The sequence below is a fragment of the Sporosarcina sp. NCCP-2222 genome, from assembly GCF_023168145.1.
Lineage (GTDB): Bacteria > Bacillota > Bacilli > Bacillales_A > Planococcaceae > Sporosarcina.
Genome location: NZ_BQYK01000003.1, coordinates 151,999 through 178,660 on the forward strand (window position 1 = coordinate 151,999; position 26,662 = coordinate 178,660).

Below are 26,662 nucleotides of genomic sequence, written 5' to 3' on the forward strand. Positions count from 1 at the left end.
AGCGGCGCGACAGTCGGATTTGTCTGTTTGTCGATGATCGTCTGAACCCGGTCTTCCAGCTCCGCTTCGCCAATACCGTAAAACTTCAATACTCTGGATGCGATTACGTCATTCGTTCCCAGCGCGCCAAGCAGAAAAGGGATTGCTTCCTTTTCAAACATTGGTTTCATCTCGTGCGGCGGCCCGGGCAGCAATAGGTAACGTATACCGTCCTTCTCCATTGCCATACCAGGGGCCATGCCGTGCCTGTTCGGCAATACATGAGACCCATCCAGCACAAGCGCCTGCTTTTTATTGTTTTCCGTCATATGGCGGCCCGTGCGTTTGAAATACGCTTGAATTTCAGTAAGAGCTTCCTCATTGCTGACTAGGGACACACCTAACCTTGCGGCGATTGTTTCTTTTGTTAAGTCATCCTTTGTCGGGCCAAGTCCCCCGGTGAAAATGATCGTATTTGCACGTTGCTGGGCTATGACTATCGCCTCGTCCAACCGCTTTGGATTGTCGCCTACGACCGTGTGATAATGAATGTCGACTCCAATTTCCGCTAGCTTTTGTGAAATAAAAGCCCCGTTTGTATTTGTAATTTGACCTAGGAGCAATTCAGATCCGACTGCAATAATTTCTGCTTTCATCACTCATCCGCTCCCATTTACATCGAATCCAAGAGGACCCGTCTATTTTTATAGAAATAGTCAGCACCTGACCAAATGGTGAAAACAAGGGCAATATAGAGCATGATTGTTCCAAATGGAACATTGATGGCTTCAAAGAAGATGTTGTTCAGCAAAAGGGATGCGATCCCGACAAGCTGAGTCGCCGTTTTTATTTTTCCAAGTTGGTTTGCTGCAACTACTTCACCGCCGCCTGCCAAGATTAAACGTAATCCGGTCACGGCAAATTCACGGCTAATAATGATGATGACAACCCAGGAGGGAGCCAAGCCCATTTCAACAAGAATAATCAAAGCCGCCGAAACAAGCAGCTTGTCTGCAAGAGGGTCAAGAAATTTCCCCATATTGGTGACCAAATTATGCTTGCGGGCCAGATGCCCGTCAAACCAGTCAGTTGCCGCAGCGATAATAAAGATAAGAGCACCGATCAATTGTTCAACAGACAGCTCGGTTCCGCCTACTGCCACATTTCCCATGCCGAAATCGACCAGCATGAATATCATGAAAATCGGGATGAGCACGATTCGCGCAACAGTAATCTTATTAGGTAAATTCACAGCTCTCACCTGTCCTTTACAACATTTATGTATTGAAAGAAAATAGTCATCCGCAAAGATGACTATTTTTATTTCTTGTATTCAATAATGATATTCTGCGTCACACGATCAGAAGGATATTTGAGAAGTTCTCCATTTACATAAATCTCAGTATTGATAGTCCTTCCAACCCGGATGCGCACAGATTCTGTATCAGAAACATCTACTTCCAATACTTCGCCCGCTTTTCTAATATCCGCCTTCGGTGTCCGTTCCTGTTGGGCGCTATCTGTAACTGCAATCCAGGAATCACCGCTTGTCTTAATTTCAAGGTTGAACTTTTCAGCATTCGTCAAGGTATAGGTTGAGGTCTCACCTGCCGTATTCACAAAGGCGAGTTCCTGTACTACCGTTTCATCAGCGGGCGGTTCTTCGGTCGCCGCTCCATCCTCTTCAGAAGTGCTGTCATTACCTTTTTCTGCATCTCCATCCGCTTTGCCAGGCTTGGAGCTATCCTCTACAGGCGGTTTGCTCTCCATCGTGACGCCTGCTCCTGAGTCTGGTTCTACAAACGGTTTCTCCGGTCTCTTTTGATATAGAGTCCAGATGACGACGATAATAACAAGAATGAATAACGCCACAATAATCTTTGGAGCCATTTCATTAAACCGGTTGCTTGTACGGAAACTGCGCTTTCTCGACATAGGAGGAGAAGCGACTTGTCCTTCGTCTTCCGGCTTAACATGTGGAGCGGAATCTTTGTAAAGCGCAAGCATTTCATCCGCATCTAATCCGACTGCTTCAGCATATTGCTTAATGAAAGCACGGACATAAAAAGATCCTGGCATCATGCTGTAATCTTCATTCTCAATACCGGAAAGGTACCGTTTCTGAATTTTAGTTAATGATTGCAAGTCATCCAATGAATATCCCTTAGCTGTTCTCGCCTCTTTGAGACGATCACCTAATCCGGTCACTCATATCACCTACCTAAACATTAGAAATTAAACATTCCAAATCCGCCCATCGGTCCACTGTCGGACATCATATGGTTCTTTTCCATCATTTCATATGTAATTTCTTGATCTGGATCTGTTCGTAATTCGATGATGTAGTCAAAATCCTCCATGTCGTACTCGGAATGTTGTACGAACATGTCAGGATGTTCAACAACCTTGATGGAAGGCATCCGCATCATCTCTCGGACTAGCTGCATATGTCGTTCATCACCGGATTTTCGGGTTACAATACCGTCTAGGATGAAGATATTATCTTTGGAAAACTCATCCCCGGCCAAATTGCTGCGTACAGTCTGTTTAATCATAGTAGACGATAAAAATATCCATTTTTTATTCGCACAAACACTGGCCGCCACTACAGATTCCGTTTTGCCCACGCGCGGCATTCCTCGGATTCCGATTAGCTTATGGCCTTCCTGCTTGAATAATTCAGCCATGAAATCAACGAGAACGCCGAGTTCACTTCGGAGGAAACGGAACGTCTTACGGTCATCCACATCCCGCTGGATATACCTGCCGTGTCTCACAGCTAAAATGTCACGCAGCTTCGGTTCGCGTATTTTTTTCACTTGGATCGTTTCCATTGTGGATGCAATCAATTCAAAGCGTTTGATCTGATCATCGTTTTCAGTTCGAACGAGCATTCCACGGTGCCCGCCATCCACTCCGTTAATCGTTATGATATTGACGCGCAACATCCCTAATAGGGAAGCGATATCGCCGAGAAGTCCTGGCCGGTTAACTTGAATTTCGTATTCCACATACCATTCACCCATTCAACTTCCCTCCATCCTTCATAGCAGCCTTCAATAGGACGCATTAGATGCAACATAGTTCTATCATAGCGGATTCCCAACATGAATTAAAGCAAAAATGAAAAGAGGATTCATCCTGCATCTTTCTTCCTTTATATGTACCAACCGCCATTTAATTTTAAAATTTCACCTGTCATATAATCGGCTTTGCCGCTGATCAGAAAATCTGCCAGATCTGCCACTTGCTCGGGGGTGCCTGTTTGCCGAAGAGGAATCTGGTCGATTACCATTTGCTTCTCTTCTTCTGAAAGGGCGCCGTTCATCTCGGTTTCAATCCATCCAGGTGCAATGGCATTGACGGTAATACCTGAATAGGCGGCTTCTTTGGCATATGCTTTTACAAAGGCGTGCTGTGCCCCCTTTACAGCAGAGTACATCACTTCACCTGCTGCTCCAGTATTTCCCCAAATGGACCCAATGAAAACAATATAAGAATGATCAAAACTCCTCAGTTGAGGAGACAGCAAGCTTATTAAGGCAGCGGGATTTTTAACATGGACATTCCACAGCGCATCCATTTCAGGCAAGGATGTATCAGTCAGCAATTTCATGACGGTCTGGCCGCTGGAAACGATAACGGCTTGTACATGACCGACCTGCCGAGATAGGATATCTGCTCCGCCATTTTGGGAAAGGTCTGCATGGACCGGAATAAATTCACTCTCCGGATACTTGGCTAGAAGTTCCCTTTGAAGAGAAACGACTGCCGATTTGCCTGTATGATAATGCAGAAACAGCGACCAGCCGGAAGATGCGAGCTTCCGGCTGATCGCCCTGCCGATGCCTCCCGAAGCACCTAAAATGACCGCATGTTTCATCGCGTCATTTCGCTTGGCCAGCAGGGGTAATTTTAAAAACAGTATGGCTCTTTGGATCTGCTATCGTTCCAAATGCCTCTTTCAGGTCGTTTCCATCCAATTGTTCAAGTACCGGCAGGATATCAAATAAATTCATGTCATTGAAAAGATAATGGGTAAACTGATTGGCAATATATTCAATGGAATTCAACGAGCGCATCAATTGACCGATCCGCTTCTTCCGTGCTCTTTCCAAATCTTCGTCGCTGATAGACCAATTGCCTGCAGTCGACTGAATTGTCGTTTTGATCAACTGCTCCAGTTCATCCATGTGCTCGGTATCTGAATTAATGACCGCAAAGCCGAAGCTTTTTTCTAAATTAAATTCATACCCATACGATTCATCGATCCATCCTTCGGCATAAGCTTTCGAATAAAAATCTGACGATCTGCCGAAAAGGATATCCATTGCTAAACTGACTGCCAGCTCTTGCCGAAGCAATTCGTCGCCAGACAAATTCGTCCGGTCACATTTCATGCCGTAGCTGAATTTCGGTTTGGTGACGTCCATGTTGATCGTTTTAGCCGGGATGCCGGCCTCGGACGGTTCCTCATGTTTATCACGCACCACTTCTTCCGGTTCAGAAAAAGTTTTAGCGGATTGATCTTTCTTGACGAATTCGATCATCTCTTCCGGATCGACCGCTCCAATAGCAAAAAAGACCATATTGGACGGATGATAAAATGTTTCGTAGCATTCATATAAATGATCTGCTGTGATTTTATCGATCGATTCATACGTTCCAAGTATATCTATATGGATCGGATGCTGCTTATACAGGTTTTGAATCGTCCCTAAATAGAGGCGCCAGTCTGGATTATCTTCGTACATCGTAATCTCCTGGCCAATGATCCCTTTCTCTTTTTCGACTGTCTGTTCAGTAAAGTATGGCTGCTGAACAAAGTCCAACAAGACTTTCGTATTGTCATACAATTTTTCAGTCGTCGAAAATAAATAAGATGTGCGTGTATAGGAAGTGAACGCATTTGCTGAAGCTCCATTTTCCCCGAACTTCTGAAAAACGTCCCCCTCTTCCTTTTCAAACATCTTATGCTCAAGGAAATGCGCGATTCCATCAGGCACCCGTACCATTTCTTCTTTACCGCGAGGTACGAATACACTGTCAATCGAACCGTATTTCGTCGTAAAGGTTACATATGTCTTGGAAAAGCCTCTTTTAGGCAGTACGTAGACATCCAATCCATTTTCCAATTTCTCATGGTAGAGAGTTTCCTGCAAGTTTTCAAATGTAATTTTTTCCATCATTCAGTCGCCTCTCTTCCCGATAACAAGTAAACCAATTCCATCTTAATATTGGAAGCCATTTTTGTGACATCTTCTTTTGTAACAGTTGCCCATTTGGAAATTAAATTGTCTGCATTAAAATGCTCGTCTAATTGTTTATATTGATCAAACACTTCGATTTGTCCTTTTGCGGAATCGAATGAGCTTCGGATGCTATTGGAAAGAAGCGCAACCGTTTGAGTGATTTCTAAATCAGAAATTTCCCCATTGCGCATTGCCTCGAGTTGCTCTTCAATTAACTTCACCGCTTTTTCTTCCAGCTCCGCATCAATTCCGGCCAGCACATAAATAATCCCATAATGTGCGGCGTAGGCGCTGTTGACGTAGTAAGCCATACTTTCCTTTTCACGTACATTCATAAATAGCTTGCTGTGTGCAAAGCCTCCGAGTACCCCGTTGGCAACTTGCATTTTAATGAAGTCAGGATGAGTAAAAGTAATCGGTGTCTGATAGCCGACTTGCAATTTCCCTTGCTTCATTTCTTGCTTTTCACGTACGTTGCGCACTTCTTTTACATCAGGAGCTGACACTTCCTCGACTGCCCGGTCAATTGTACGGGCTTTTAATCCTATTAAAGAAGATATTTTTTGGATCAACTCGTCTTCATTGATATCCCCAACCACATAGATATCGACTTCATCTGACGCAAGCATATCATTGTAAGCGTTTGTAAGTGACTCCGCAGAAATTTGATCTACAGCCGATTCATTTCCGTAAGCAGAAATGGAAGCGGGCTGATCAGGTCTCATCAATTCCAGCATCCTTTTTTGTGCATATCTCGTCTTGTCATCATAGACTGAGCGGATTCTTTCTTTGACAACACGTTTTTCCCGTTGCACCACGTCTTCAGCGAATGAACCATTTTCAAAATTAGGCTCGAACAGGACAACGCGCATCAAATTAAGAACCTCTTCAAACACACCCTGCTCCTTCAAATATTCGTCGTTGACGCATTCCGTGTTGACCGACAGGATATGTACGTCTCCCCGCTTCGATACGTCCGTATAATAGACGGTTCCATAAAGAGTATCGAGTGCTCTTTGGAATTCGCTTTGAGACCGGTACACCGCATTAGAGTCCTGCATGACATTTGCTAAGACTGCACGGTTTGCGTTTTTATCCACATTTAAATCGGATTTGAACTTAATTGATAAATTGATTGTTTTAAACTGCTTCGTATTTCGGACATACAGTGTAACGCCTTCTTGCAGAACTGTTTTCCTAAACATATGAACACCTCTTGTTTTCCTAATATTCCAAGTACCCTATTTCACTATACATTCTTATGATCCTGCGTTGCAAAGTAAACGCATCCTGATTGCATAATGTTAGTGTATCCGAAATACAATAGAAAAACCGTCTGGATGAAGTAGAATCTTTCCAGACGGTTTTCTATTTAGCAGCATAATGCCGAAGTGTAGGATGTAAAACTCAAACTTGAGACAGCATATGCATTTTTATTATCTGCTGCCTTTAATATATGGAGTACCGCTCGCTTTCGGTGCGTTCGCTTTACCGATAAAGCCAGCCAATGCCAAAATTGTAAGAGCATACGGCAAGATCAGGAAGACGACGGATGGAATCTTTTGAATGAATTCTACGTCGATCGAACCCGCACTGATTGCAAGGGCTTGGGCAAAACCGAAGAATAATGCCGCAGCCATCGCCCCGATTGGATGCCATTTACCAAATATCATTGCCGCTAACGCCATGAACCCTTGTCCATTGATCGTCGCGTGGCCGAAATCGCCCGTCATCGTTTGCGAATAAACCGCCCCACCAATACCAGCTAATCCACCTGAGATAATAACAGCGACGTAACGGATTTTCGAAACATTGATCCCCATCGTATCAGCCGCCATCGGATGTTCCCCAACAGAGCGGAGACGCAAGCCGAATGGCGTCTTATAAATGACAAACCAAGCGAGAATTGCTACAGCAATTGCAAGGATGGAAGAACCGTAAACTGATTTGAAGAACATAGGACCGAGAACCGGGATATCCTGTAAGAAAGGGATATTAATACGCGGAATCTTTTCTTGAATGAAATCTGTCTGTCCCTTGCCAAAAATCATTTTCACTGTAAATAAAGCAATCGCGATCCCCAGCATGTTGATCGCCACCCCTGATACAACCTGATCCGCACGGAAGGAGATCGATGCTACTGCGTGCATGAGGGAAAATAATGCCGAAACAACCATTGCTACGAGCAAGGCGACCCAAGGTGTCCAACTTCCAAAGGTATCTACAAAAAATAGATTGAACACGATACCGATAAACGCACCCATGACCATGAGACCTTCCAAACCGATGTTAACAACACCGGAACGTTCGGAGAATACTCCTCCAATAGCCGTAAAGATCAATGGAGCCGCATATGCGATGGTCGTTGGAATGATGAAATAGAGAACTTCCAAGAAGCTCATATCATTTCGCCTCCTTTTTCTTTGCCAACCGTTGTAAACCAACACGGATGATGTAACCCGAGGCTACGAAGAAAATGATGAGTGCTATGACTATCGAAACAATCTCCAAAGGAATATTTGCTGCATTCGGCATATTATTCGCACCGTATTTCAAGGAGCCGAATAAGGATGCGCCGAAAATAACGCCAAGCGGTGAATTTGCACCTAGCAAGGCAACGGCAATTCCGTCAAAACCGATTCCGGTAAATCCGCCTCGGTTTGTCATGTTTCCAAAAGTACCTAAAGCTTCCATGGCTCCGCCAAGACCTGCGAATGCACCTGATATAACCATCGCAAGAATGATGTTTTTATTGACGTTCATCCCTGCATATTGTGACGCATGATCGTTAAAACCAACAGACTTCAACTCATAGCCCGTCTTCGTTTTCTCAAGAATGAACCACGTTACAATGACCATCGCCAGCGCAACGAAAATTCCATAATGCAATGTTGAGAAATCAGTTAACTGGGATAAGAAGTCCGAACGCAAGGAAGCGGTCGGTTGAATCTTTTCAGTTTTGTAGCCTCCGCCGGACACCGCTTTGATTAAGGCGTTGACTGTATGGAGGGCTATGTAGTTCATCATGATCGTTACAATAACTTCATGCACACGTAAAGTAGCTTTTAAAATTCCGGGAATGAGTCCCCAAAGAGCACCTGCTACAGCTGCTGCGAGCAATGACAATGGCAAATGAATGATCATCGGCAGCTCAAAAGCAGAACCGACATACGCTGCAGCGAACCAACCGACCATCAATTGCCCTTCTACCCCGATGTTGAACAAGCCTGTTCGGAAAGCGAACGCCACAGCAAGTCCAGCCAAAATATATGGACTGATTTGACGGATCGTTTCACCGATTGCATACGCATCACCGAAGATACCGTTCCATAAAGCAATATAACCAGCTACTGGATCATAGCCGCTCACCAGCATGACGATTGCCCCAACAATAAGGCCTAATATGATCGAAATGACAGGAACGAGTATATTCACAACCTTATTTGACATCATCGTCACCTTCTTTCACAACGGCATTTTCCCCGTCTGTCACGATTTTGTCTCTTGAATGGCCCGCCATAAGCAAACCTAGTTCCTGTTCAGACGTTTCGGCTGGTGTCACCGTATCTATTATGTGTCCATCGTGGATAACTGCTATCCGGTCTGATACATTCATGACTTCGTCCAATTCAAACGAAATGAGGAAGACTGCTTTTCCATTGTCTCTTTGTTCGATTAACCGCTTATGGATGAATTCAATCGCCCCAACATCCAAGCCGCGCGTCGGCAATGCCGCAATGAGAAGATCCGGATTACGCTTCACTTCCCTGCCGATGATCAGCTTCTGCTGGTTCCCTCCTGACAAGGCTCTAGCCAGTTCGTGCTCACCCTGTGTACGGACGTCAAATTCTTCAATGATTTGGTTCGCATGAGAGGAAATGACTTTATAGTTCATTATGCCATTTTTAGAATATGGTTTATGGTAGTACTCCTGCAAAGCGGCGTTGTATCCGACCGAAAAGTCAAGAACCAAGCCGTGCTTATGACGGTCCTGCGGGATATGCCCTACACCTGTTTCGGTAATTTCACGAGGTTTTTTTCCAGTAATATCCTTGCCATTTAGGCTGATCTTACCGCTCTTCACCTTGCGCAGGCCGGTAATGGCCTCAATCAGCTCCGACTGTCCGTTCCCGTCAATCCCCGCTAGGCCGACAATTTCACCAGCCCGTATCGACAAGTTCAAGCCTTTTACCTTTTCAATCCCGCGGTTGTCAGCAACAACCAGCTCCTCGACATGCAGAACTTCTTCTTTCGGATGCGAAGGCCCTTTTTCGGTTTTAAATGTCACTTGCCGGCCAACCATTAACGTGGCGAGCTCTTCGGGATTCGTCTCCGCTGTAATGACGGTTCCGATTCCTTTCCCTTTTCGGATAACAGTGACTCGATCAGAAACATCCATGATTTCTTGAAGCTTATGCGTAATCAGTATTATTGATTTACCTTCAGCTATCAATTTCTTCATGATGGCGATCAATTCTTCGATTTCCTGTGGTGTCAAGGAAGCGGTTGGCTCATCAAAAATGAGAATTTCTGCACCGCGATAAAGCGTTTTCAGAATTTCCACACGTTGTTGCATTCCTACTGAAATGTCCTCAATTTTCGCATACGGATCCACATTCAACCCGTATAACTTCGAAATTTCGGCAACTTTTTTTGCTGCATCTTTAATATTAACAGTTCCCATTTTGGTAGGCTCACTGCCTAGAATAATGTTTTCAGTAACCGTCAGATTTTCAACGAGCATAAAGTGCTGGTGGACCATCCCAATTCCAAGGTCATTTGCTATGTTAGGATTCGATATATTTACCTTCTTGCCCTTGACCCGGATCTCGCCTTCTTCTGGCTGATACAAGCCAAAGAGCACGTTCATCAATGTTGACTTGCCCGCACCATTCTCTCCTAAGAGTGCATGAATTTCTCCTTGCCTCAATTGAAGAGTGATGTTGTCATTCGCGAAGAAATTACCGAACTGCTTTGAAATATTCAGCATTTCAATGACGTATTCCAATCGTTTCACTTCCTCATGTGATTTATTTAAGATTGTTTCAGTTAATTGACACAATAAAAGATTTTTAAGAAAAAATCTTTTACTCTATCAATTCAGTATTCCCAAATGATAAAGGCCGGACTTAACCGGCCAATACCATTCGTACATCAATTACTTTGTGAATTCAGGTACTTCGATTTCACCATCAGCAATTTTCTTTGCATAATCGTCAACTTGCTTTAAGACATCTTCAGGAATTGCGCCACGGGAGTCAGCTAGGGTTACACCATCATCATGCAAACCGTAAACTTTTGTTTCTCCACCTGGGAATTTCCCTTCTTTAGCCAAGTTGGAAATGTCTTGAACTGCTACGTCAACACGTTTCAACATAGATGTCAATGTAACGTTGTCGTCACCGACTTTACCTTCTTCGTACTGGTCGGAGTCAACACCGATTACCCAAACATAAGCATCTTTGTCTGCTTTTTTACGTTCTTTTGCTTCCGTGAATACACCATTACCAGAACCGCCTGCAGCGTGGAAAATAATATCTACGCCTGAAGAATACATACGGCCTGCAGCTGCTTTACCAAGTTCCGCTTTGTCAAATGCACCTGTGTATTGAACATCAACCTTGATGTCAGGTTTTACAGCAGCGACACCAGCTTCAAAGCCAGCTTGGAAACGTTCGATAACTGGAATTTCCATTCCGCCGACAAATCCGATCTTGTCAGACTTTGTCATCAATGCAGCAGCAACACCAGCCAAGAAAGCTCCTTCTTGCTCTTTGAACAGGATGCTTGCTACGTTCGGTTGATCGACTACACCGTCAATAATGGCATAGTTTGTTTCAGTTTGTTGGGATGCAATGGTATCAATCGCATCTTCCATTAAAAAGCCTACGCCGAATACTAGATTAAAATCACGGCGAGTAAGCGCGTTCAAATTGGACGTATAGTCAGATTCATCTTTCGATTGAAGATAATCGAAACCACCGTCACCTTTAGTCATCTCGTTGTCCTTGCCGAACTGTTGGATTCCTTCCCAAGCAGATTGGTTGAACGATTTGTCATCAACGCCGCCTACGTCAGTAACCATGGCTACGGAGAATTCGGATTGATTTCCACCGCTTGAAGATGTGTTGTTGTCTTTCTCTTTGTCTTTGTCCGTTCCGCAAGCCCCTAAAATTGTACCGGCAGCAAGAACCAATGATAACGCAAGACCGTATTTACGTTTGCTCACTGTGTGGACCTCCCTGTTTTTTATAATTTGGTATTTATGCGACGTGCTAAACGTCTTGCAAAGTGTATCCGGCATTAATCCGGACCCCACCTTATACCCGTTTCCTTACAACATGAAAGCTGAATTTATCCGCTCTGAAATAGTTTTTCGAGAACAGGACCATTTCACCTTCTTCGCTGTAATGATGTTGCAGCAGAACTAGCAATGGTACATCGACACCACAGCGTAAGATGCTTGAAGCCTCGTCATCATAGCCGACTGGTTCAATATTCGCTATTGCTTGGACAATTCGGATGTCACCTGATTGCTCAATTGCATTAAAAATGGATTCATTGGCAAGTACATCTTGTCCATTCGGAAGATGTTTAGCCAAGACATGATCGATGCAATATACGACTGGATCTCCATCAGCGGTGCGTACCCGTTTGATTGTGACGAGATTGTCTCCTGCGCCACAGTCAAACTTGTTCATCATTTCGTCATTTGGCAACACATTATCCACTTCTTTGAATATTGTCCCAGGCTCCATGCCAGCATCCGATATCATAGAAGATACGCTAGATAACTGTTCGATGCCTGATGTGAATAACGGCTTGGAGTTGACGAATGTACCAACCCCGTGCTTCCTGACAATGATTTTCTCTTCTTCCAGGACACGCAGCGCTTCTCGAAGCGTAGCTCTGCTAACGCCAAGGGACCGGGAGAGTTCAAATTCAGAAGGGAATTTTTCATTCTCTTTGAAGATTCCATCCTCGATATCCTGTTTTAGCCGCTCAATCACTTGAACATATAAATGTCTTGGATCCGCTTTTATCATCACTGCATTTCCTCCCTCCAGAAGAGGTTAGACCTCTGATGTGTGACATCGTGACTAATCATCCATACTATATCATTTTCACCATACAAAATAAACACCCGATTTTGAAAGCAGAAGAAAAAGAAAAGACTGATAACTATTTCCATTTATGAATGAATATCGGCTTCGCTTCTATCTATTAGGACTTGACGGGGTTTACTGCCTTCGGAAGGCCCAACAACACCGCGCATTTCCATCTGATCAACGATTCTTGCGGCTCTTGAATATCCGATCCGGAATCTTCGCTGAAGCATGGAAACAGAAGCTGTCTGCATTTCCAAAATCAAGTTCACGGCTTCGTCATAAAGTTCATCTGTTTCTTCGTGCGGGGAGATTTCCTCAATTTCCGTCGGGATCATATCCTCCTGATACTGTGCCTTCTGCTGTTCGATGACAAAATCAACGACCGCCTCGACTTCTTGATCGGAAACGAAAGCTCCTTGGATCCTTACAGGCTTCGAGGCACCCGCAGGAAGGAATAGCATATCTCCGCGTCCAAGAAGCTTTTCTGCGCCGACTCCATCCAAGATGGTCCTTGAATCGACGGCAGAGGAAACGGCAAAAGCAATTCTGGATGGGATATTTGCTTTAATAATACCTGTAATAACATCCACACTTGGCCGCTGGGTGGCAATGATCAGATGGATGCCTGCAGCTCTGGCCATTTGGGCGAGCCTAGTAATGGAATCTTCCACATCATTAGAAGCGACCATCATCAAATCTGCCAACTCATCGACAATGACAACGATATACGGCATCTTCGGATGTTTCTCCTCGTTTTCTTCATTCCATTGCTCAATATGTTCATTGTAACCTTCAATATTACGAGTGCCCGTGTGGGAAAAGAGTTCGTAACGGCGCTCCATCTCAGATACGACTTTTTTCAGTGCCTGTGATGCCTTTCTTGGATCGGTTACTACAGGAGCCAATAGATGAGGTATCCCATTATAGACATTTAATTCTACCATTTTCGGATCGATCATCATCATTTTTACTTCATGCGGTTTAGCCCGCAATAAAATACTGATGATGATCCCATTTATGCAGACACTCTTCCCGCTGCCCGTTGAACCGGCAACGAGAACATGCGGCATTTTATTCAGCTCTGCCAGCATCGCTTGACCAGTAACATCTCTTCCAAGGGCAATCATCAGCTTGGAACCAGGCCGGTTATTTTCTTTTGCCTCAATTACTTCACGTAGACTGACGACAGCCACTGCATTATTCGGAACTTCAATGCCAACAGCTGATTTACCTGGGATTGGCGCTTCAATCCGAATATCCCTAGCTGCAAGCGCAAGTGCAATATCATCCGACAGGCTAACGATCCGGCTGACTTTTACACCTGTATCCGGAAGCACTTCGTATTTTGTAACGGCTGGACCAAGATGGACTTCTGTCACTCTGGCCTTGACACCAAAACTTAAAAACGTACGCTCTAGTTTTTGGGCATTGGCTTGAATGGAATTCAATTCCCCTGATTGGTCGTTCTCCGGAGTTTCCTTTAGGAGCCCAGAGGACGGCAATATATAAGAAGTATTCTCCTCTTCTCCGGCAACTCCGTCATAAGGGTTTGCAGGCTCGTCTTGCCGTTCCTCTGCAGCAGGTTTTTCATGATGTTGTGAAACCGGACGACTTTCTTCTTCAGGCGTTTCCGTCCGCCGTTCGTTGAATGCAGAGATAATCGGCTGCGAAACAACCTCTTCTGCTTCAAACGTGGCCAGTGTTTCCTCAGGTTGTTTTTCAATATTCTCGCTGATCTGTTTTCTGGACCTTGACATTCGTGTATCCGCATTCTTCTTACCGGTAGGGACAGGCTTCGGTTTCTTAGCGAAGCGCTCACGCATGGAGGCCCATGCTTTCGGGTATGCCTCAACTAAAATCGGAACGAGCGCTTTGCCTGTAAGCAGCACGATACCGATCAACAATAAGAGGATACCTGCGACCGTAGCACCGGCCGAATCGAACAATGAGTGGAACATAGCGAAAAGGATGGCACCCGCCATGCCGCCGCCTAATGCCCCGGTTCTCGACTGAATCCCTTCATTCGTGATTAATACTTTCCAAGTTTCTTTTAAGGCTGAGTTTGATAGCAGTGTATGACTATTGTGCAGTTCCTTAAATAAGTGAATATGACTGAACAGCAGCAGACTGGCCAGAACGAATAGGCTGCCTGCAACAATCCGGTTTTTCCAGCCGCCTGCCTTCCGTTTGATCATGAATAGCAACGCCTGCACAATTAATAAGAAAGGAACAGCACTATGCCAATTTCCGAAGAGGAATCTTGCAAATGATGCCAGCCCTCTGCCCACAATGCCGAATTCGAAAATGATAATGATGGCGAGTCCAATCATCGTCAAGCCCGACACTTCATAAATCAGTGGGTGCAGTCCGTCCTCTTTTTTCTTTTTAGAAGACGCGCCTTTCTTTTTCTTCTTCGTTTTCTTGGACATGTTCCTCCTCCTTTCAAAAAAGGATTTCCCGCCGCTCGGGTCGGCACGGAAATCCTTTTCAGCATATCATCAGTCGCTATGACAGTTCTGTTCGGTTTTCGCCGGCAAAAATTAATATTCCATAATAATTGGGATAATCATCGGGCGTCTCTTCGTTTGTTGGAACAAATAAGAACTTAGCGTGTCACGTATCTCTTGTTTTATGTTTGTCCATTCAAACGTATCTTTATTCACATATTTCTCGACAATGCCTCTGACGAGCTTCTTGGACTCTTCCAGTAATTCCTCTGATTCTCGGACATAGACGAAACCTCTCGAGACGATTTCAGGTCCTGCCGCAATCCTTTTCTGCTTCCGGCTCAGTGTAATGACAACAGTGAAAATGCCATCTTGGGACAGCAACTTGCGGTCGCGCAATACGATATTGCCTACATCTCCCACACCGATTCCGTCAATGAGGACGTTGCCTGCTTGAACACGGCCGCTCATGCGCATCTTATTATTTTTATATTCTACAATATCCCCTTTATCCGCTATGAATATTTGGGATTTTGCAAGACCGACTTGCTGCGCCAGCTTGGAATGGGCGATCAGCATCTTATACTCGCCTTGAATTGGAATGAAATATTTCGGACGCATTAAGTTAATCATCATCTTTAAGTCTTCTTGGCTTCCATGTCCAGAAACATGGACTTTCTTTATTGATGTAAGAACATTAGCTCCCGCTTTCGAAATTTCATTCATCATTTGGAACATTGAAATTTCCATGCCGGGTGAAGGCGTGAATGTGATAAGTACTGTATCAGAACTCTTCATTTTAATTTCACGGTGATGGTTGCGCACGATTTTTTCAAGCGCATCGAGTGGCTCTCCTTTATTGCCGGTCACGATAATGACGATATCCTTGTCCTCATACTTGCCGATTTCCTTTATCGGAATGACCATCTCTTCATCCACCTGCAAGTAACCTAAGCGCATACCTACTTCGAAATAGCTTTCCAAACTCTTGCCTACGACGGCAACTTTTTTTCCGGTCTCCGCTGCTTTGTCGAAGACTTGCTGAATCCGTATGAAGTTTGATGCATAAAGTGCTACAAGCAATCTTCCATCTGCGGCGTGGAAAGTGCTAGAGAGCTGTTCTTCAATGACCGATTCGGAAGTCGTGTAGCCAGGACGCTCCGCTTCATTGGAATCAGACATCAAAATGAAAACGCCGTCCTCGCCAAGGTTCGCCATCCGTGAAAGGTCTGGACGATATTTACCTTTGGCAGACTGGTCGAATTTGAACTCCCCTGTATGCACGATTGCGCCTTCACTTGTATGGAAGACGATTCCTAACGAATCTGGAATGCTGTGAGTTGTATGGAAAAACGTCACATGCGTGCGTTTAAAATTCATCCGGCTTTTATTTGTCACTTCAAAGAATTTGACTGGCGCAGGAGCCGGCATTTCTTTTAAATGTTCTTTGGCAAGCGCTAACGTAAGCTTCGAGCCGTAAACTGGCGCTTGTACTTTTTGAAGGAGATAGGCAATAGAACCGATCGCATCTTCATGCCCGTGTGTCAGGAAAATACCTTTGACCCGTTCTTTGTTTTCCTCAATGTAGGACATATCTGGAATGACGATATCAATGCCGAGCATCTCACCTTCCGGAAACATCAGTCCTGCATCAACGATGAATAATTCTTCATCTATTTCTACAACATACATCGCTTTCCCTATCTCACCGACTCCACCGAGCGGGATGATTCTAATCAATTCATTTTTTGTCTTTGTCACAATGTTTCCTCCTATTGTAAATTCCCGTCCATTACGACTATGTATCATTATACGTGACGAAACCCCTTAAGCACAAACAAAAAAAGCCGGTTGCAAAGACCGGCTCTGATTCGGCTCTTATGATATTTCACCATATAGCTTATTAAACAGCTAAGCCACTTTACTAAACGAATAGTTTCTGACTTTGCTTAAATTCATCCCAGATAATGTCGAATTGTCTGGCATCTTCACCGAACTCCCTAAGCGGCAGCCGGACGCCTCCAGTTTCAATGCCTATTTTTTGCAAGGCATACTTCACAGGCACCGGATTTGGTGCAGAAAACAAGGCTGAGAAAAGTGGAACGAGCGCACGATGCATCGCTCCCGCCTGGTCCTGTTTTCCTTGCTTAAACGAGTTGATCATTAATTGCATCTCCGGCCCAACTACATGGGACGCGACGGATATAATCCCTTTCCCGCCAATTGCGAGCACCGGCAGCGTCAGTGCATCATCCCCGCTATAAACGGAGAAGCCAGCGTCCGTCCCGGAAATGATTTCGGCCATTTGATCAAGACTTCCACTTGCCTCTTTGACAGCACGGATATTTTTTATTTTTGATAACTCAATGACCGTTGTGGCATGCATATTGACAGCAGACCGTCCCGGAATGTTGTACAGCATGATCGGAAGAGATGTTTCGGTTGCAATGTAGGAAAAGTGTGCGAACATTCCTTTTTGATCCGGTTTATTATAGTAAGGGGCGACGAGCATGATGCCATCTGCCCCCAATTGTTCCGCCTGTTTCGTCAAATACACGGTTTCAGCGGTATTGAACGTTCCCGTTCCCGCAATGACAGGAATCCTCTTTTTTACAATATCAATCGAAAATTTCAGTAGATTTGCCTTTTCCGCATGTGTTAATGTAGGCGATTCACCCGTTGTCCCACAAACGACCAGGGAATCTGTGCCGTTTTGGATTAAGTGCTCGATCAATTTTTCAGTTCTTTCGTAATCGATGTCCCCTGCTTGTGAAAAAGGAGTGACCATCGCTGTTCCAATTTGTCCAAGTTCCATTCTGACCATCCCTTTATTCGTAATACCCTGGTTATCCATCTTGTTACGAATAGGCTGCAGATAATGGAAAACTGATTGCTTAGCGCTCCAATAACTTTTCGGCGATTTGAACGGAATTTAATGCGGCACCCTTCAGCAAGTTATCAGAGACAATCCACATATGAAAACCTTTTGCTTCGTTCGGATCTTTTCTTACTCGGCCGACGAAAACATCATCCTCATCTTCCGCAAATAGAGGCATCGGATAAAACTGAGTGGACGGGTCATCCTGCAAAGTAACTCCAGGGGCGCCAGCCATTGCCTGGTGAAGATCTTCTACAGTAACCCCTTCTTTTTCAACTTCGATATAAACTGATTCTGAGTGGCCAGAGACGACCGGAAGCCGGACGCAAGTGGCAGACACGGCAATGGAATCGTCACCAAAAATCTTTTTCGTTTCGTTCATCATTTTCCATTCTTCCAGTGTATATCCAGCCTCGCCGAACATGTCAATTTGAGGAATGGCATTAAACGCGATTGGATAATGCTTCTCCGCAGAGGCGGATGGCAATATAGCCGCTTCAATGTTTTTTCTATCGCTAAATTGACGACTTTGTTCCTGTAACTCATCGATCGCTTCCGCACCTGCACCGGAAACCGCTTGGTATGTCGAGACAATAATTCGCTTTAACCCAAATTTTTCTCGAATTGGTTGAAGCGCAGCGACCATTTGGATCGTCGAGCAGTTCGGATTGGCAATAATGCCTTGATGCTTTTGCAGTGTATGCGGGTTTACTTCTGGAACGACGAGAGGCGTCTCCGGGTCCATACGGAATGCACTCGTGTTATCGATAACAATCGCCCCGCGGGCAACCGCTTCTTTAGCGAATTTTTGAGAGACAGATCCGCCTGCACTGAAAAATGCAATGTCCACCGACTCGAAAGACTCGGGTACCGTTTCCTCTACGATATATGTTTGGTCTCCTACTTTGATCTCAGTGCCTGCAGATCTTGCGGAAGCCAATAGTTTAACGGACTGCATAGGAAAGTTCCGTTCCACCAGCTTTTCAAGAATTTTTGTTCCAACCGCTCCCGTTGCTCCGACTATTGCAATATTCTTCATTATCATCTCTATCTCCCTTTCGAAAAAAGGATGGGGATTAGGGTTGCTTGCATCCTATATACAAAAATAACCAATAGGAATGTCCGCACCCGCTTACATCCATTTATCCTTATCAATTCATTGGAGGAATTATATCATATTTAAAATATTTCGGTAGTGAATTTTTATATTTTCTCGTGAATAATTAATAATGGCTGCAGCTGTCTTTTTTCAAGTGCTGCAGCTGCGGCGGGAACCATGAGAGTGAAATCGGAGATTAACGAGTTCGGTTTCTTATGCGGGTCATCCTGTCCGAACGGGATAAAATAGATATTTTTTGTATTGAGCAGCTTCATAATATTCATTCCGTTTAATCCGAGCGCATCATTCGTTGAAATCCCGAGCAATACGGGAGATCCATTGCGCAATGTTGCTTTAGCTGCCATTAAGACCGGTGAGTCGGTGGCAGCATTGGCCAGCTTGCTAATTGAGTTTCCAGTCATCGGAGCAATAATCATGCAGTCGACCGGTGACGAGGGACCGAATGGTTCGGCTCCCACTATAGTCGATATTACTTTCTCACCGGTCGCCTCTTCAATTCGCTGTATCCATTCCTCACCCGTCCCAAATCGGGTGGCGGCAGTCAATACCGAGTGAGTGATCACCGGAACGACTGACGCCCCAGCATCTTGCAATTCCTTTATGACCGGCAGGATTTGATCATAGGTGCAGTGCGAAGCGGTAATCCCTAAACCGATCCTTTTACCTTCCAGCATCCAATTCCCCTTTCGTCCGCTATTCCATCCTTAGAAGTGCTTCTGCCAATACTTGTGCGGCATCATCCGGGAAATGTTTCCCGGGCAACCCAAGGTGTATTGTATAGTATTCAGCAAAAGAACCGGGCTTTAGGCACCCCGGAGCGGACGCTAAGTCATAGACACGAAGAGGTGAATGGTTTTGCAGGAAAAGCCATTGTGCGGGAATGGTATTCACTAGAACTGAATCCTCTTCACTTAAGTCCTGATGGATGGATTGAATGGTATACCCTAACGAGATAGCTTCGCTTAATTGGGCCTCGGACCTTGCAATTACAGTCACTTTTCCTCCTAAGGCTTGAATCGCTTTGGCTGTCATCTTTCCGACTTTGCCAAACCCTGTGACAAAAAAGTGTTTTCCTTGGACGCAACGGTTGGAGTCCTTGTAAAACTCACGAAGAAACCCTTCAGCAGTCAGAATCGCATTTTCCCAGATGAACCGCTCCTCATGCAAATATCTGACGACCTGGTAACCACTCGATTGATAAATATCGATCCATTGGTTCGTTGCCACACCAACATATAGCTTCGTGCCGTTTGCCAACAATTCCGGAGGTATGTTCCCTTGCATCTCTAATATGGGAAAAACGATATGTCCGGGTTGAAACGATGTGATCAGTTGGCCTAATTCTTCACTATATGCATTCGAATTGAAATAGGCGGATGGAATGCCCATCCCCTCAAAAAGGGTGCTACAAATTTCCAATCTCCGGTCGCTGCCAATAAACAGCCATTTCTCTTCATGCATAGTCTTCAATATCGAAGTCCCCCAGATGATGCGTTTTTCCAAAAAGAATCCGATTTTCGCCAATTAACACGATTTCACTCCAAGGAATGAATTCAGCTGGTTGTTGATCCCGATTTTTGAAGGGATTTCTGCCAAACTTCTTCCTAATTTCAAAACCAAGGATTTCTCCCGTCTTTTTATTAAAAATCATATCGGTCTCCGCTAAAAAGCCGTATCTAATTCCTTCCTCTACCTGGATCAATTCTTTCTGGGCGAGCTCTGACAATAACATTTTCTCTCCCCTTTCCGCATATTCCCTCTATCATATGAGTCGACCTAGAAAAAACTGCCGGGAAAAGGGATTTTCTATAAAATTATCGGCTTTCTAAAATCAGTTGCGGTCCGAGAATGGATACGGCTCTTTCACGCTTAAGCAGCTTCATTGCCATAGCGTTCACCTTTTCCACTGTCACCTCATCAATTAATCTGACGACTTCATCAATCGACTTATGGTCCTCCAGAATGAGTTCCTGCTTCCCATTCCGATGCATAATTGCCTCAGTACTTTCCAGTCCGAGCAAGAAGCTGCCCTTTAATTGCTCTTTTGCATTCAGCAGTTCCCGTTCGGAGATGCCGTTTTCGGCGATATCACTCAGGATATCCTCGACTGTCTCCATCGCTTCTTGCAGTCGTTCGGGTGAGGTACCACCGTATATGACAAAAGCGCCTGCCGATTCGTAGGCGGAATAATAGGAATAAACCGAGTACGCCAACCCTCGCTCTTCCCTGATTTCTTGAAAAAGCCTGGATGACATCGTTCCTCCAACGATGCTGTCCAACAAAATGAGATCGTGGAGATGTGGATCTCGGATCGTCAAACCTGGAAAACCGATGCAAAAATGCGCTTGTTCAATATCTTTCACTTTCTTTCTGCCAGCGGATTGAAAGAGCGGTGTTTCCGTCATGGCGGAAACGACAGTTCTATGCCTACTTGTATAGGATCCGAAAAGTTGAATAACTGTCTGCAGCAAACCATCATCATAATTTCCTGCTATTGAAATGACAATATTCTCGGGCACGTAATGAGCATTCAAGAACTTTTGGATTTTTTCCTTTGTAAACGTCCGGATCGTCTCTTCCTTGCCGCCGACAGTCCGGCCGATAGGATGCCCGGCAAACATATCAGACCATAATAGTTCGTCGACATCCTCCTCAGGCGTGTCTTCGACTGATGCGATTTCCTCGTAAATGACCATTTTCTCCTTCTCAATCTCTTCCGTATCAAAGGAGGAATTGAAAAACATATCCGCAAGGACCATTACTGCCTTTTCGGCGTGATGTCCTAATACCGTTGTAAAATAGCAAGTCATCTCTTTGGATGTGAAGGCATTGATGTCCCCGCCCATCATATCAAATTGTTCCGCGATGTCCCGAGCACTGCGTTGCGCAGTTCCTTTAAACAGCATATGTTCAATAAAATGTGCCAATCCTGCTTCCGATTCCCCTTCATGCATGGACCCGGCCTTCACCCAGATACCAATTGCAGCAGAACGGACATGTGGCAGCTTCTCGTGAACGATGCGAACCCCATTCGAGCAAGTATATTTTTCGAGCATAAGTACCTCCTGTGACAGAACAAAAAGCCGCCATCTCACACTATGCAAAATGGGGCTTTCCGTATTGTATTATTATGATTCAGTTGTAGGGTTCTGTGCAGCTTCCCGCTCTTTCTCTTCTTTCAAAACGACTTTGCGGGACAGGTTAACCCTGCCTTGGTTGTCAATTTCAATTACTTTGACGAGCAATTCATCACCAAGCTTTAGAACGTCCTCTACTGCTTTTGTTCTCTCTTCTTGAATCTCTGAGATATGCAGCAGGCCATCTTTGCCAGAGAAAATTTCTAGGAAAGCACCGAACTTTTCAATCCGTTTCACTTTACCCATGTAATATTCTCCGACTTTTGCTTCTCTGACGATATCCTCGATCATTTTCTTCGCTTTCTCATTCATTTCTGAGTCAGGGGAAGAAATATAGATAGTTCCATCCTGTTCCGTATCAATCTTGACGTGAGTCTCTTCAATGATTTTGTTAATGACTTTTCCGCCAGGTCCGATGACATCACGGATTTTATCCGGATTAATGCGGATCATGATGATTTTCGGTGCATATCTGGAAAGCTCTCCACGTGGTACAGAAATCGTCGATAGCATATGGTTTAAAATCGCATTACGGCCAATTTTGGCTTGTGCCAATGCTTCCTCCAAAATCTGTTTGGAAAGGCCTTCAATTTTAATGTCCATCTGTAAGGCAGTAATACCTTTTTCGGTTCCTGCTACTTTAAAGTCCATATCCCCAAGATGGTCTTCCATTCCTTGGATGTCGGATAATATCGAGTAGTTGTCATCCTTCTTAACCAATCCCATGGCAATACCGGCAACAGGTGCTTTAATCGGAATGCCTGCATCCATCATGGCCATTGTCGATGCACAAATGGATGCCTGAGAAGAGGAACCATTCGATTCAAGGACTTCCGCAACTAAACGGATTGTATATGGGAATTTTTTTTCGTCTGGAATAACCGCTTCCAGTGCCCGTTCACCAAGCGCTCCGTGTCCGATTTCCCGGCGGCCTGGTCCGCGGATTGGTCCTGTTTCCCCTACACTGAAGTTAGGGAAGTTGTAATGATGCATGAAACGCTTCGATTCTTCGAGGCCAAGCCCGTCTATAATCTGTACTTCGCCAAGTGCGCCAAGCGTACAAACACTCAATGCCTGTGTCTGTCCTCGTGTGAATAGCCCAGAGCCATGCGTTCTTTGAAGAATGCCGACTTCTGAAGACAACGGACGGATTTCATCCAGTTTCCGGCCGTCCGGACGAATTTTTTCATCAGTAATGAGACGGCGTACTTCGTCCTTTATGAGCTTTTCCAAAACATTTTTCACTTGTTTTAGTGTGTCATCATCCGCTTCATTTTCCGTATACTCGTCAATGACACGAGCTTTCACTTCGTTAATGGCATCTTCTCTAGCGTGTTTCTCTTCCGTTTGGATCGCGCTGATTAGATCTTTTTCACATTTTTCTTTAATGACAGCCATCAATTGTTCGTCTAGCTCAAATAGTTCAATCTCCATCTTTTGCTTGCCGACTTCAGCCACAATCTTTTCTTGGAATTCGATCAATTTCTTAATTTCTTCGTGACCGAACATGATCGCTTCTAAGATGATATCTTCCGAAACTTCTTTCGCTCCGGCTTCTACCATGTTGATGGCATCTTTTGTCCCTGCAACGACCAGATCCAGCTCACTTGCTTCCAGCTGTTCAGGTGTTGGGTTAATGATGAGTTCCCCATTGAGTCGTCCAATATGGACACCAGCGATTGGGCCTTCAAACGGAATGTCCGAAATGGACAATGCGAGCGAGGAGCCTAGCATAGCAGCCATTTCTGAGGAACAATTTTGATCAACTGACATGACAAGGGAGATAACTTGTACATCGTTACGGAATCCATCCGCAAATAACGGACGAATCGGACGGTCAATCAGACGGCTTGTCAAAACCGCTTTTTCAGACGGACGCCCTTCCCGCTTGATAAAACCTCCTGGAATTTTACCGACCGCATATAAACGTTCTTCGTAATTGACAGTCAATGGGAAGAAATCAAGTGCTTTTGGATTTTTAGATGCTGTTGCTGTCGATAGTACAGTTGTTTCACCGTATCTGACGAGCACTGCACCATTCGCCTGCTTTGCTAGCTGGCCGGTTTCGATCGTGAGCGGTCTTCCCGCCCAATCGAGGGTGTATACCTTTTTCTGTTCTGTCATGAATGGAACCCCTTTCTAATGTAACAATAAAAGTTCATACGTAGTATGTATTAAGTAGTAGTGTATCAAAAAAGGAAACGTTATGCGAAGTATTTAAAATAATATTGTAAAAGCAGGGGGATGCAGACTAGACTGGATAACGGGTATCACAATCTGTCCGCCTCCATGGAAGTTTATTTTTCATAGAAAAAAGCGGGCAAGGCCCGCTTTTCGTATTTGTCTTATTAACGGCGAAGGCCGAGTTTTGCAATAAGATCACGGTACCGTTGAACTTCAGTTTCGCGTAGATACTTAAGAAGTCTACGGCGTGTACCGACCATTTTGTAAAGGCCACGACGAGAGTGGTGATCCTTTTTATGCGTACGCAAATGGCTGTTCAAGTTGTTGATCTCTTCTGTAAGGATAGCGATCTGTACTTCAGCAGATCCTGTGTCGTTTTCATGAACTTTGTATTCATTGATCAATTCATGTTTACGTTCTTGTGTAATTGCCATCCTTTTCACCTCCTAATTAATAAAAATATCCCCAAATCCCGAGCAATCGTTGGTGATTCGATTTGCCAAGGAACGGTTTGTGCTCTTTGCACTGATTCATCATATCATGGCGCCTGCATATATGCAACTTTCAACTAGTTGAGCACGGTACACGAGATTATTTAACAATTTCTCTTCAACGGAATAAATGCTAGCAAAAGTTTATTGAGCAATAGATTATGAAATGTTGTTTCCCAATATCTTGCGTGCCGTTTCCTTATCCCGCCCGATTTGCGCAACGAGTTCATCGACAGAAGCAAATTTTTGTTCATCCCGAATCGAAGCAATCCAGTCGACCGTGGCAACTTGATCATATAAATCGCCCTCATAATCCAACACATGCACTTCAATAAGCGGTTTCATTTCACCAGGATTTTTAAAGGTGGGTTTAATGCCGACATTGCAAACGCCAAGGTGTTTTTCTGAGTGAGCAGTAAAAAACACAGCATACACACCGTTTTTAGGCAGAATCGTTTCTTCGTCTGTTTCAATATTGGCAGTCGGGAAACCTAGAAGCCTTCCCCTCTTTTCTCCATGAATCACTTTCCCAGTAGTACGGAAAGGGCGTCCGAGCAATTCTGCTGTCTTTTCGACATTTCCTTCCGCTAGCAGTGTTCGTATACGGGTAGAGGAAATTTTCTCGTTCGCATCTTCCACTCTTTCGATTACTGTAGTGCCGTATGAGTCTTTAGAGAGAATCGCCATATGCTCCATGGTTCCTGCGCCTTTTGAGCCGAATGTGAAATCAAATCCGGCCGTGACATGTTTGACATGTAAACCTTTTATGAAAATAGTTACAAATTGCTCAGGTGATAAGGATGCCAATTCCCAATCAAATCGTACGATGAATAGAGTGTCCACTCCCAAATTTTCCAGCACTTTCACTTTTTCTTCATAAGGTGTGATGTAACCGACTTTATCTTTCCCTTTGCCAAAAAGATGGGATGGATGTGGATTGAATGTCATGACTGCAGAACGGATGCCTAGTTCCTTTGCTTTTTGAACCGCACTCTCAATGACCTGCTGATGCCCTTTGTGCAGACCGTCAAAAAAACCAATGGCTAAGGAGTATTCATCCTGCCCGTCTACTGCTGTATTGTTAGGATAGTCCAATTCATAGATTTCCATTTCAATCCTCCTTTCTGGATAGGTATTACGAATGAATAGGAAACATCTTTTCCGGTTTCATCATGCCAGCTTTATCCGGATGATTTTTATAAACGGCTAAAGCTTTTCCATCATGCATAAAAACAACCCTCTTATGATCTTGAAGCAATTTCACACTCTGTAATACTTGCCCGTTCATAATGTTGCCGAGCAGTCCGGCATCCAGTTCAACGGTAGGAAACTCTGCCAAAGCCTCTTCAAGAGGCCTTATGAATGAATGCAGCGTCCCTTTGAGGAATTGTTCTCTTGTCTCTTCCAACGTCAGACATTCAGACTTAGTAAAGGTCCCCGACATGGTACGCACGAGTGAAGACATATGTGCGGGGTATCCGAGCAGCTCGCCAATCTGCACAGCCAGCGTTCGAATATACGTCCCTTTCCCGCAAGCAACCTTGATCATGAATGTAATCTCTTCCCCGTCAAATTGCTCACGCTCATCCAGCAATTCAATGTCATAAATCATGACTCTCCGATGAGGACGTTCCACTTCAATCCCTTTTCGGGCATATTCATATAACCTGCGGCCATTCACCTTGACTGCTGAATACATTGGAGGCACCTGGGTAATCTCACCTGTCAGTTGCTGCAAGGCATGCTCTAGGGATGCTCTAGAAACAGATTTAAAAGAGCTATCAATTGCTACTTTTTCTCCGTCAGCGTCCTCTGTTTCGGTAGAAGAGCCGATACTAACCTCGGCAATATATTCCTTCCCGGCATCTGTAATGTATTCCGCCACTTTCGTAGCCTGTCCAAGACAAATAGGAAGGACGCCTTCCACATTCGGATCCAGTGTCCCCGTATGGCCAATCCGCTTCATGCCCAGTATTTTGCGCAATTTAAATACGCAGTCATGAGACGTCATCCCTTTTTCTTTCCACAATGGAAGAATTCCATCCATGACGTTCCTCCTCGCCAA

24 protein-coding genes are annotated in these 26,662 nt (G+C 44.6%); all 24 read right to left on the minus strand.

Going from position 1 to position 26,662, the window contains the following annotated elements; translation table 11 throughout:
- Positions 1 to 635 (minus strand): CinA family nicotinamide mononucleotide deamidase-related protein (locus tag NCCP2222_RS07555; RefSeq protein ID WP_248511809.1); only part of this gene is annotated, 635 nt, incomplete at its 3' end.
- Positions 636 to 652: 17 nt separating this feature from the next.
- Positions 653 to 1,231 (minus strand): CDP-diacylglycerol--glycerol-3-phosphate 3-phosphatidyltransferase, encoded by a 579-nt coding sequence (gene pgsA, locus NCCP2222_RS07560; protein WP_248511174.1) that lies wholly within the window; start codon positions 1,229 to 1,231, stop codon positions 653 to 655.
- Between the two features lie 68 nt (positions 1,232 to 1,299).
- Entirely contained in the window at positions 1,300 to 2,187 is an 888-nt protein-coding gene (locus NCCP2222_RS07565) for a helix-turn-helix domain-containing protein (protein WP_248511176.1), read from the minus strand.
- A 20-nt stretch (positions 2,188 to 2,207) separates the two neighbouring features.
- Complete coding sequence (locus tag NCCP2222_RS07570) at positions 2,208 to 3,005, minus strand: YmfK family protein (protein ID WP_238083942.1); 798 nt, start codon at positions 3,003 to 3,005, stop codon at positions 2,208 to 2,210.
- Between the two features lie 131 nt (positions 3,006 to 3,136).
- On the minus strand, positions 3,137 to 3,862 hold the full coding sequence (gene ymfI / locus NCCP2222_RS07575; RefSeq protein ID WP_248511178.1) for an elongation factor P 5-aminopentanone reductase: 726 nt from the start codon (positions 3,860 to 3,862) through the stop codon (positions 3,137 to 3,139).
- A 4-nt stretch (positions 3,863 to 3,866) separates the two neighbouring features.
- Entirely contained in the window at positions 3,867 to 5,165 is a 1,299-nt protein-coding gene (yfmH, locus tag NCCP2222_RS07580) for an EF-P 5-aminopentanol modification-associated protein YfmH (protein ID WP_248511810.1), read from the minus strand.
- Positions 5,165 to 6,436, minus strand: a complete 1,272-nt coding sequence (gene yfmF, locus NCCP2222_RS07585) for an EF-P 5-aminopentanol modification-associated protein YfmF (protein WP_248511180.1) — start codon at positions 6,434 to 6,436, stop codon at positions 5,165 to 5,167. The genes yfmH and yfmF overlap by 1 nt, the downstream gene beginning before the upstream one ends.
- A gap of 231 nt (positions 6,437 to 6,667) precedes the next feature.
- Entirely contained in the window at positions 6,668 to 7,633 is a 966-nt protein-coding gene (locus tag NCCP2222_RS07590) for an ABC transporter permease (RefSeq protein WP_248511182.1), read from the minus strand.
- 1 nt (position 7,634) lies between these two features.
- A complete protein-coding gene (locus tag NCCP2222_RS07595; protein ID WP_248511184.1) occupies positions 7,635 to 8,681 on the minus strand; it encodes an ABC transporter permease in 1,047 nt (348 codons plus the stop codon).
- On the minus strand, positions 8,671 to 10,239 hold the full coding sequence (locus NCCP2222_RS07600) for an ABC transporter ATP-binding protein (RefSeq protein ID WP_248511186.1): 1,569 nt from the start codon (positions 10,237 to 10,239) through the stop codon (positions 8,671 to 8,673). Before NCCP2222_RS07600 ends, NCCP2222_RS07595 begins: the two co-directional genes overlap by 11 nt.
- A gap of 150 nt (positions 10,240 to 10,389) precedes the next feature.
- Positions 10,390 to 11,460 (minus strand): BMP family lipoprotein, encoded by a 1,071-nt coding sequence (locus NCCP2222_RS07605; protein ID WP_248511187.1) that lies wholly within the window; start codon positions 11,458 to 11,460, stop codon positions 10,390 to 10,392.
- Between the two features lie 91 nt (positions 11,461 to 11,551).
- Positions 11,552 to 12,280: a GntR family transcriptional regulator gene (locus NCCP2222_RS07610; RefSeq protein ID WP_248511189.1), complete on the minus strand. Its 729-nt coding sequence runs from the start codon at positions 12,278 to 12,280 to the stop codon at positions 11,552 to 11,554.
- Positions 12,281 to 12,423: 143 nt separating this feature from the next.
- Positions 12,424 to 14,769 (minus strand): DNA translocase FtsK, encoded by a 2,346-nt coding sequence (locus NCCP2222_RS07615; protein ID WP_248511191.1) that lies wholly within the window; start codon positions 14,767 to 14,769, stop codon positions 12,424 to 12,426.
- A 111-nt stretch (positions 14,770 to 14,880) separates the two neighbouring features.
- The gene (locus tag NCCP2222_RS07620) at positions 14,881 to 16,548 is read right to left on the minus strand and encodes a ribonuclease J (RefSeq protein WP_248511193.1); all 1,668 of its coding nucleotides are present in this window, start codon (positions 16,546 to 16,548) and stop codon (positions 14,881 to 14,883) included.
- A gap of 163 nt (positions 16,549 to 16,711) precedes the next feature.
- Positions 16,712 to 17,602, minus strand: a complete 891-nt coding sequence (dapA, locus tag NCCP2222_RS07625) for a 4-hydroxy-tetrahydrodipicolinate synthase (protein WP_248511199.1) — start codon at positions 17,600 to 17,602, stop codon at positions 16,712 to 16,714.
- A gap of 79 nt (positions 17,603 to 17,681) precedes the next feature.
- Entirely contained in the window at positions 17,682 to 18,710 is a 1,029-nt protein-coding gene (locus tag NCCP2222_RS07630; RefSeq protein WP_248511201.1) for an aspartate-semialdehyde dehydrogenase, read from the minus strand.
- Between the two features lie 158 nt (positions 18,711 to 18,868).
- Positions 18,869 to 19,459 (minus strand): dipicolinate synthase subunit B, encoded by a 591-nt coding sequence (locus NCCP2222_RS07635; protein ID WP_248511203.1) that lies wholly within the window; start codon positions 19,457 to 19,459, stop codon positions 18,869 to 18,871.
- 19 nt (positions 19,460 to 19,478) lie between these two features.
- The gene (locus NCCP2222_RS07640; protein WP_248511811.1) at positions 19,479 to 20,246 is read right to left on the minus strand and encodes an NAD(P)-dependent oxidoreductase; all 768 of its coding nucleotides are present in this window, start codon (positions 20,244 to 20,246) and stop codon (positions 19,479 to 19,481) included.
- Positions 20,239 to 20,517 (minus strand): YlmC/YmxH family sporulation protein, encoded by a 279-nt coding sequence (locus NCCP2222_RS07645; protein ID WP_248511205.1) that lies wholly within the window; start codon positions 20,515 to 20,517, stop codon positions 20,239 to 20,241. The genes NCCP2222_RS07640 and NCCP2222_RS07645 overlap by 8 nt, the downstream gene beginning before the upstream one ends.
- A gap of 82 nt (positions 20,518 to 20,599) precedes the next feature.
- Complete coding sequence (locus tag NCCP2222_RS07650; RefSeq protein ID WP_248511207.1) at positions 20,600 to 21,841, minus strand: M16 family metallopeptidase; 1,242 nt, start codon at positions 21,839 to 21,841, stop codon at positions 20,600 to 20,602.
- 72 nt (positions 21,842 to 21,913) lie between these two features.
- Complete coding sequence (gene pnp, locus NCCP2222_RS07655; protein ID WP_248511209.1) at positions 21,914 to 24,046, minus strand: polyribonucleotide nucleotidyltransferase; 2,133 nt, start codon at positions 24,044 to 24,046, stop codon at positions 21,914 to 21,916.
- A gap of 224 nt (positions 24,047 to 24,270) precedes the next feature.
- Positions 24,271 to 24,540 (minus strand): 30S ribosomal protein S15, encoded by a 270-nt coding sequence (gene rpsO / locus NCCP2222_RS07660; RefSeq protein WP_248511217.1) that lies wholly within the window; start codon positions 24,538 to 24,540, stop codon positions 24,271 to 24,273.
- A gap of 216 nt (positions 24,541 to 24,756) precedes the next feature.
- The gene (locus NCCP2222_RS07665) at positions 24,757 to 25,707 is read right to left on the minus strand and encodes a bifunctional riboflavin kinase/FAD synthetase (RefSeq protein ID WP_248511219.1); all 951 of its coding nucleotides are present in this window, start codon (positions 25,705 to 25,707) and stop codon (positions 24,757 to 24,759) included.
- A 25-nt stretch (positions 25,708 to 25,732) separates the two neighbouring features.
- The gene (gene truB / locus NCCP2222_RS07670) at positions 25,733 to 26,644 is read right to left on the minus strand and encodes a tRNA pseudouridine(55) synthase TruB (protein ID WP_248511221.1); all 912 of its coding nucleotides are present in this window, start codon (positions 26,642 to 26,644) and stop codon (positions 25,733 to 25,735) included.
- Positions 26,645 to 26,662 lie beyond the last annotated feature (18 nt).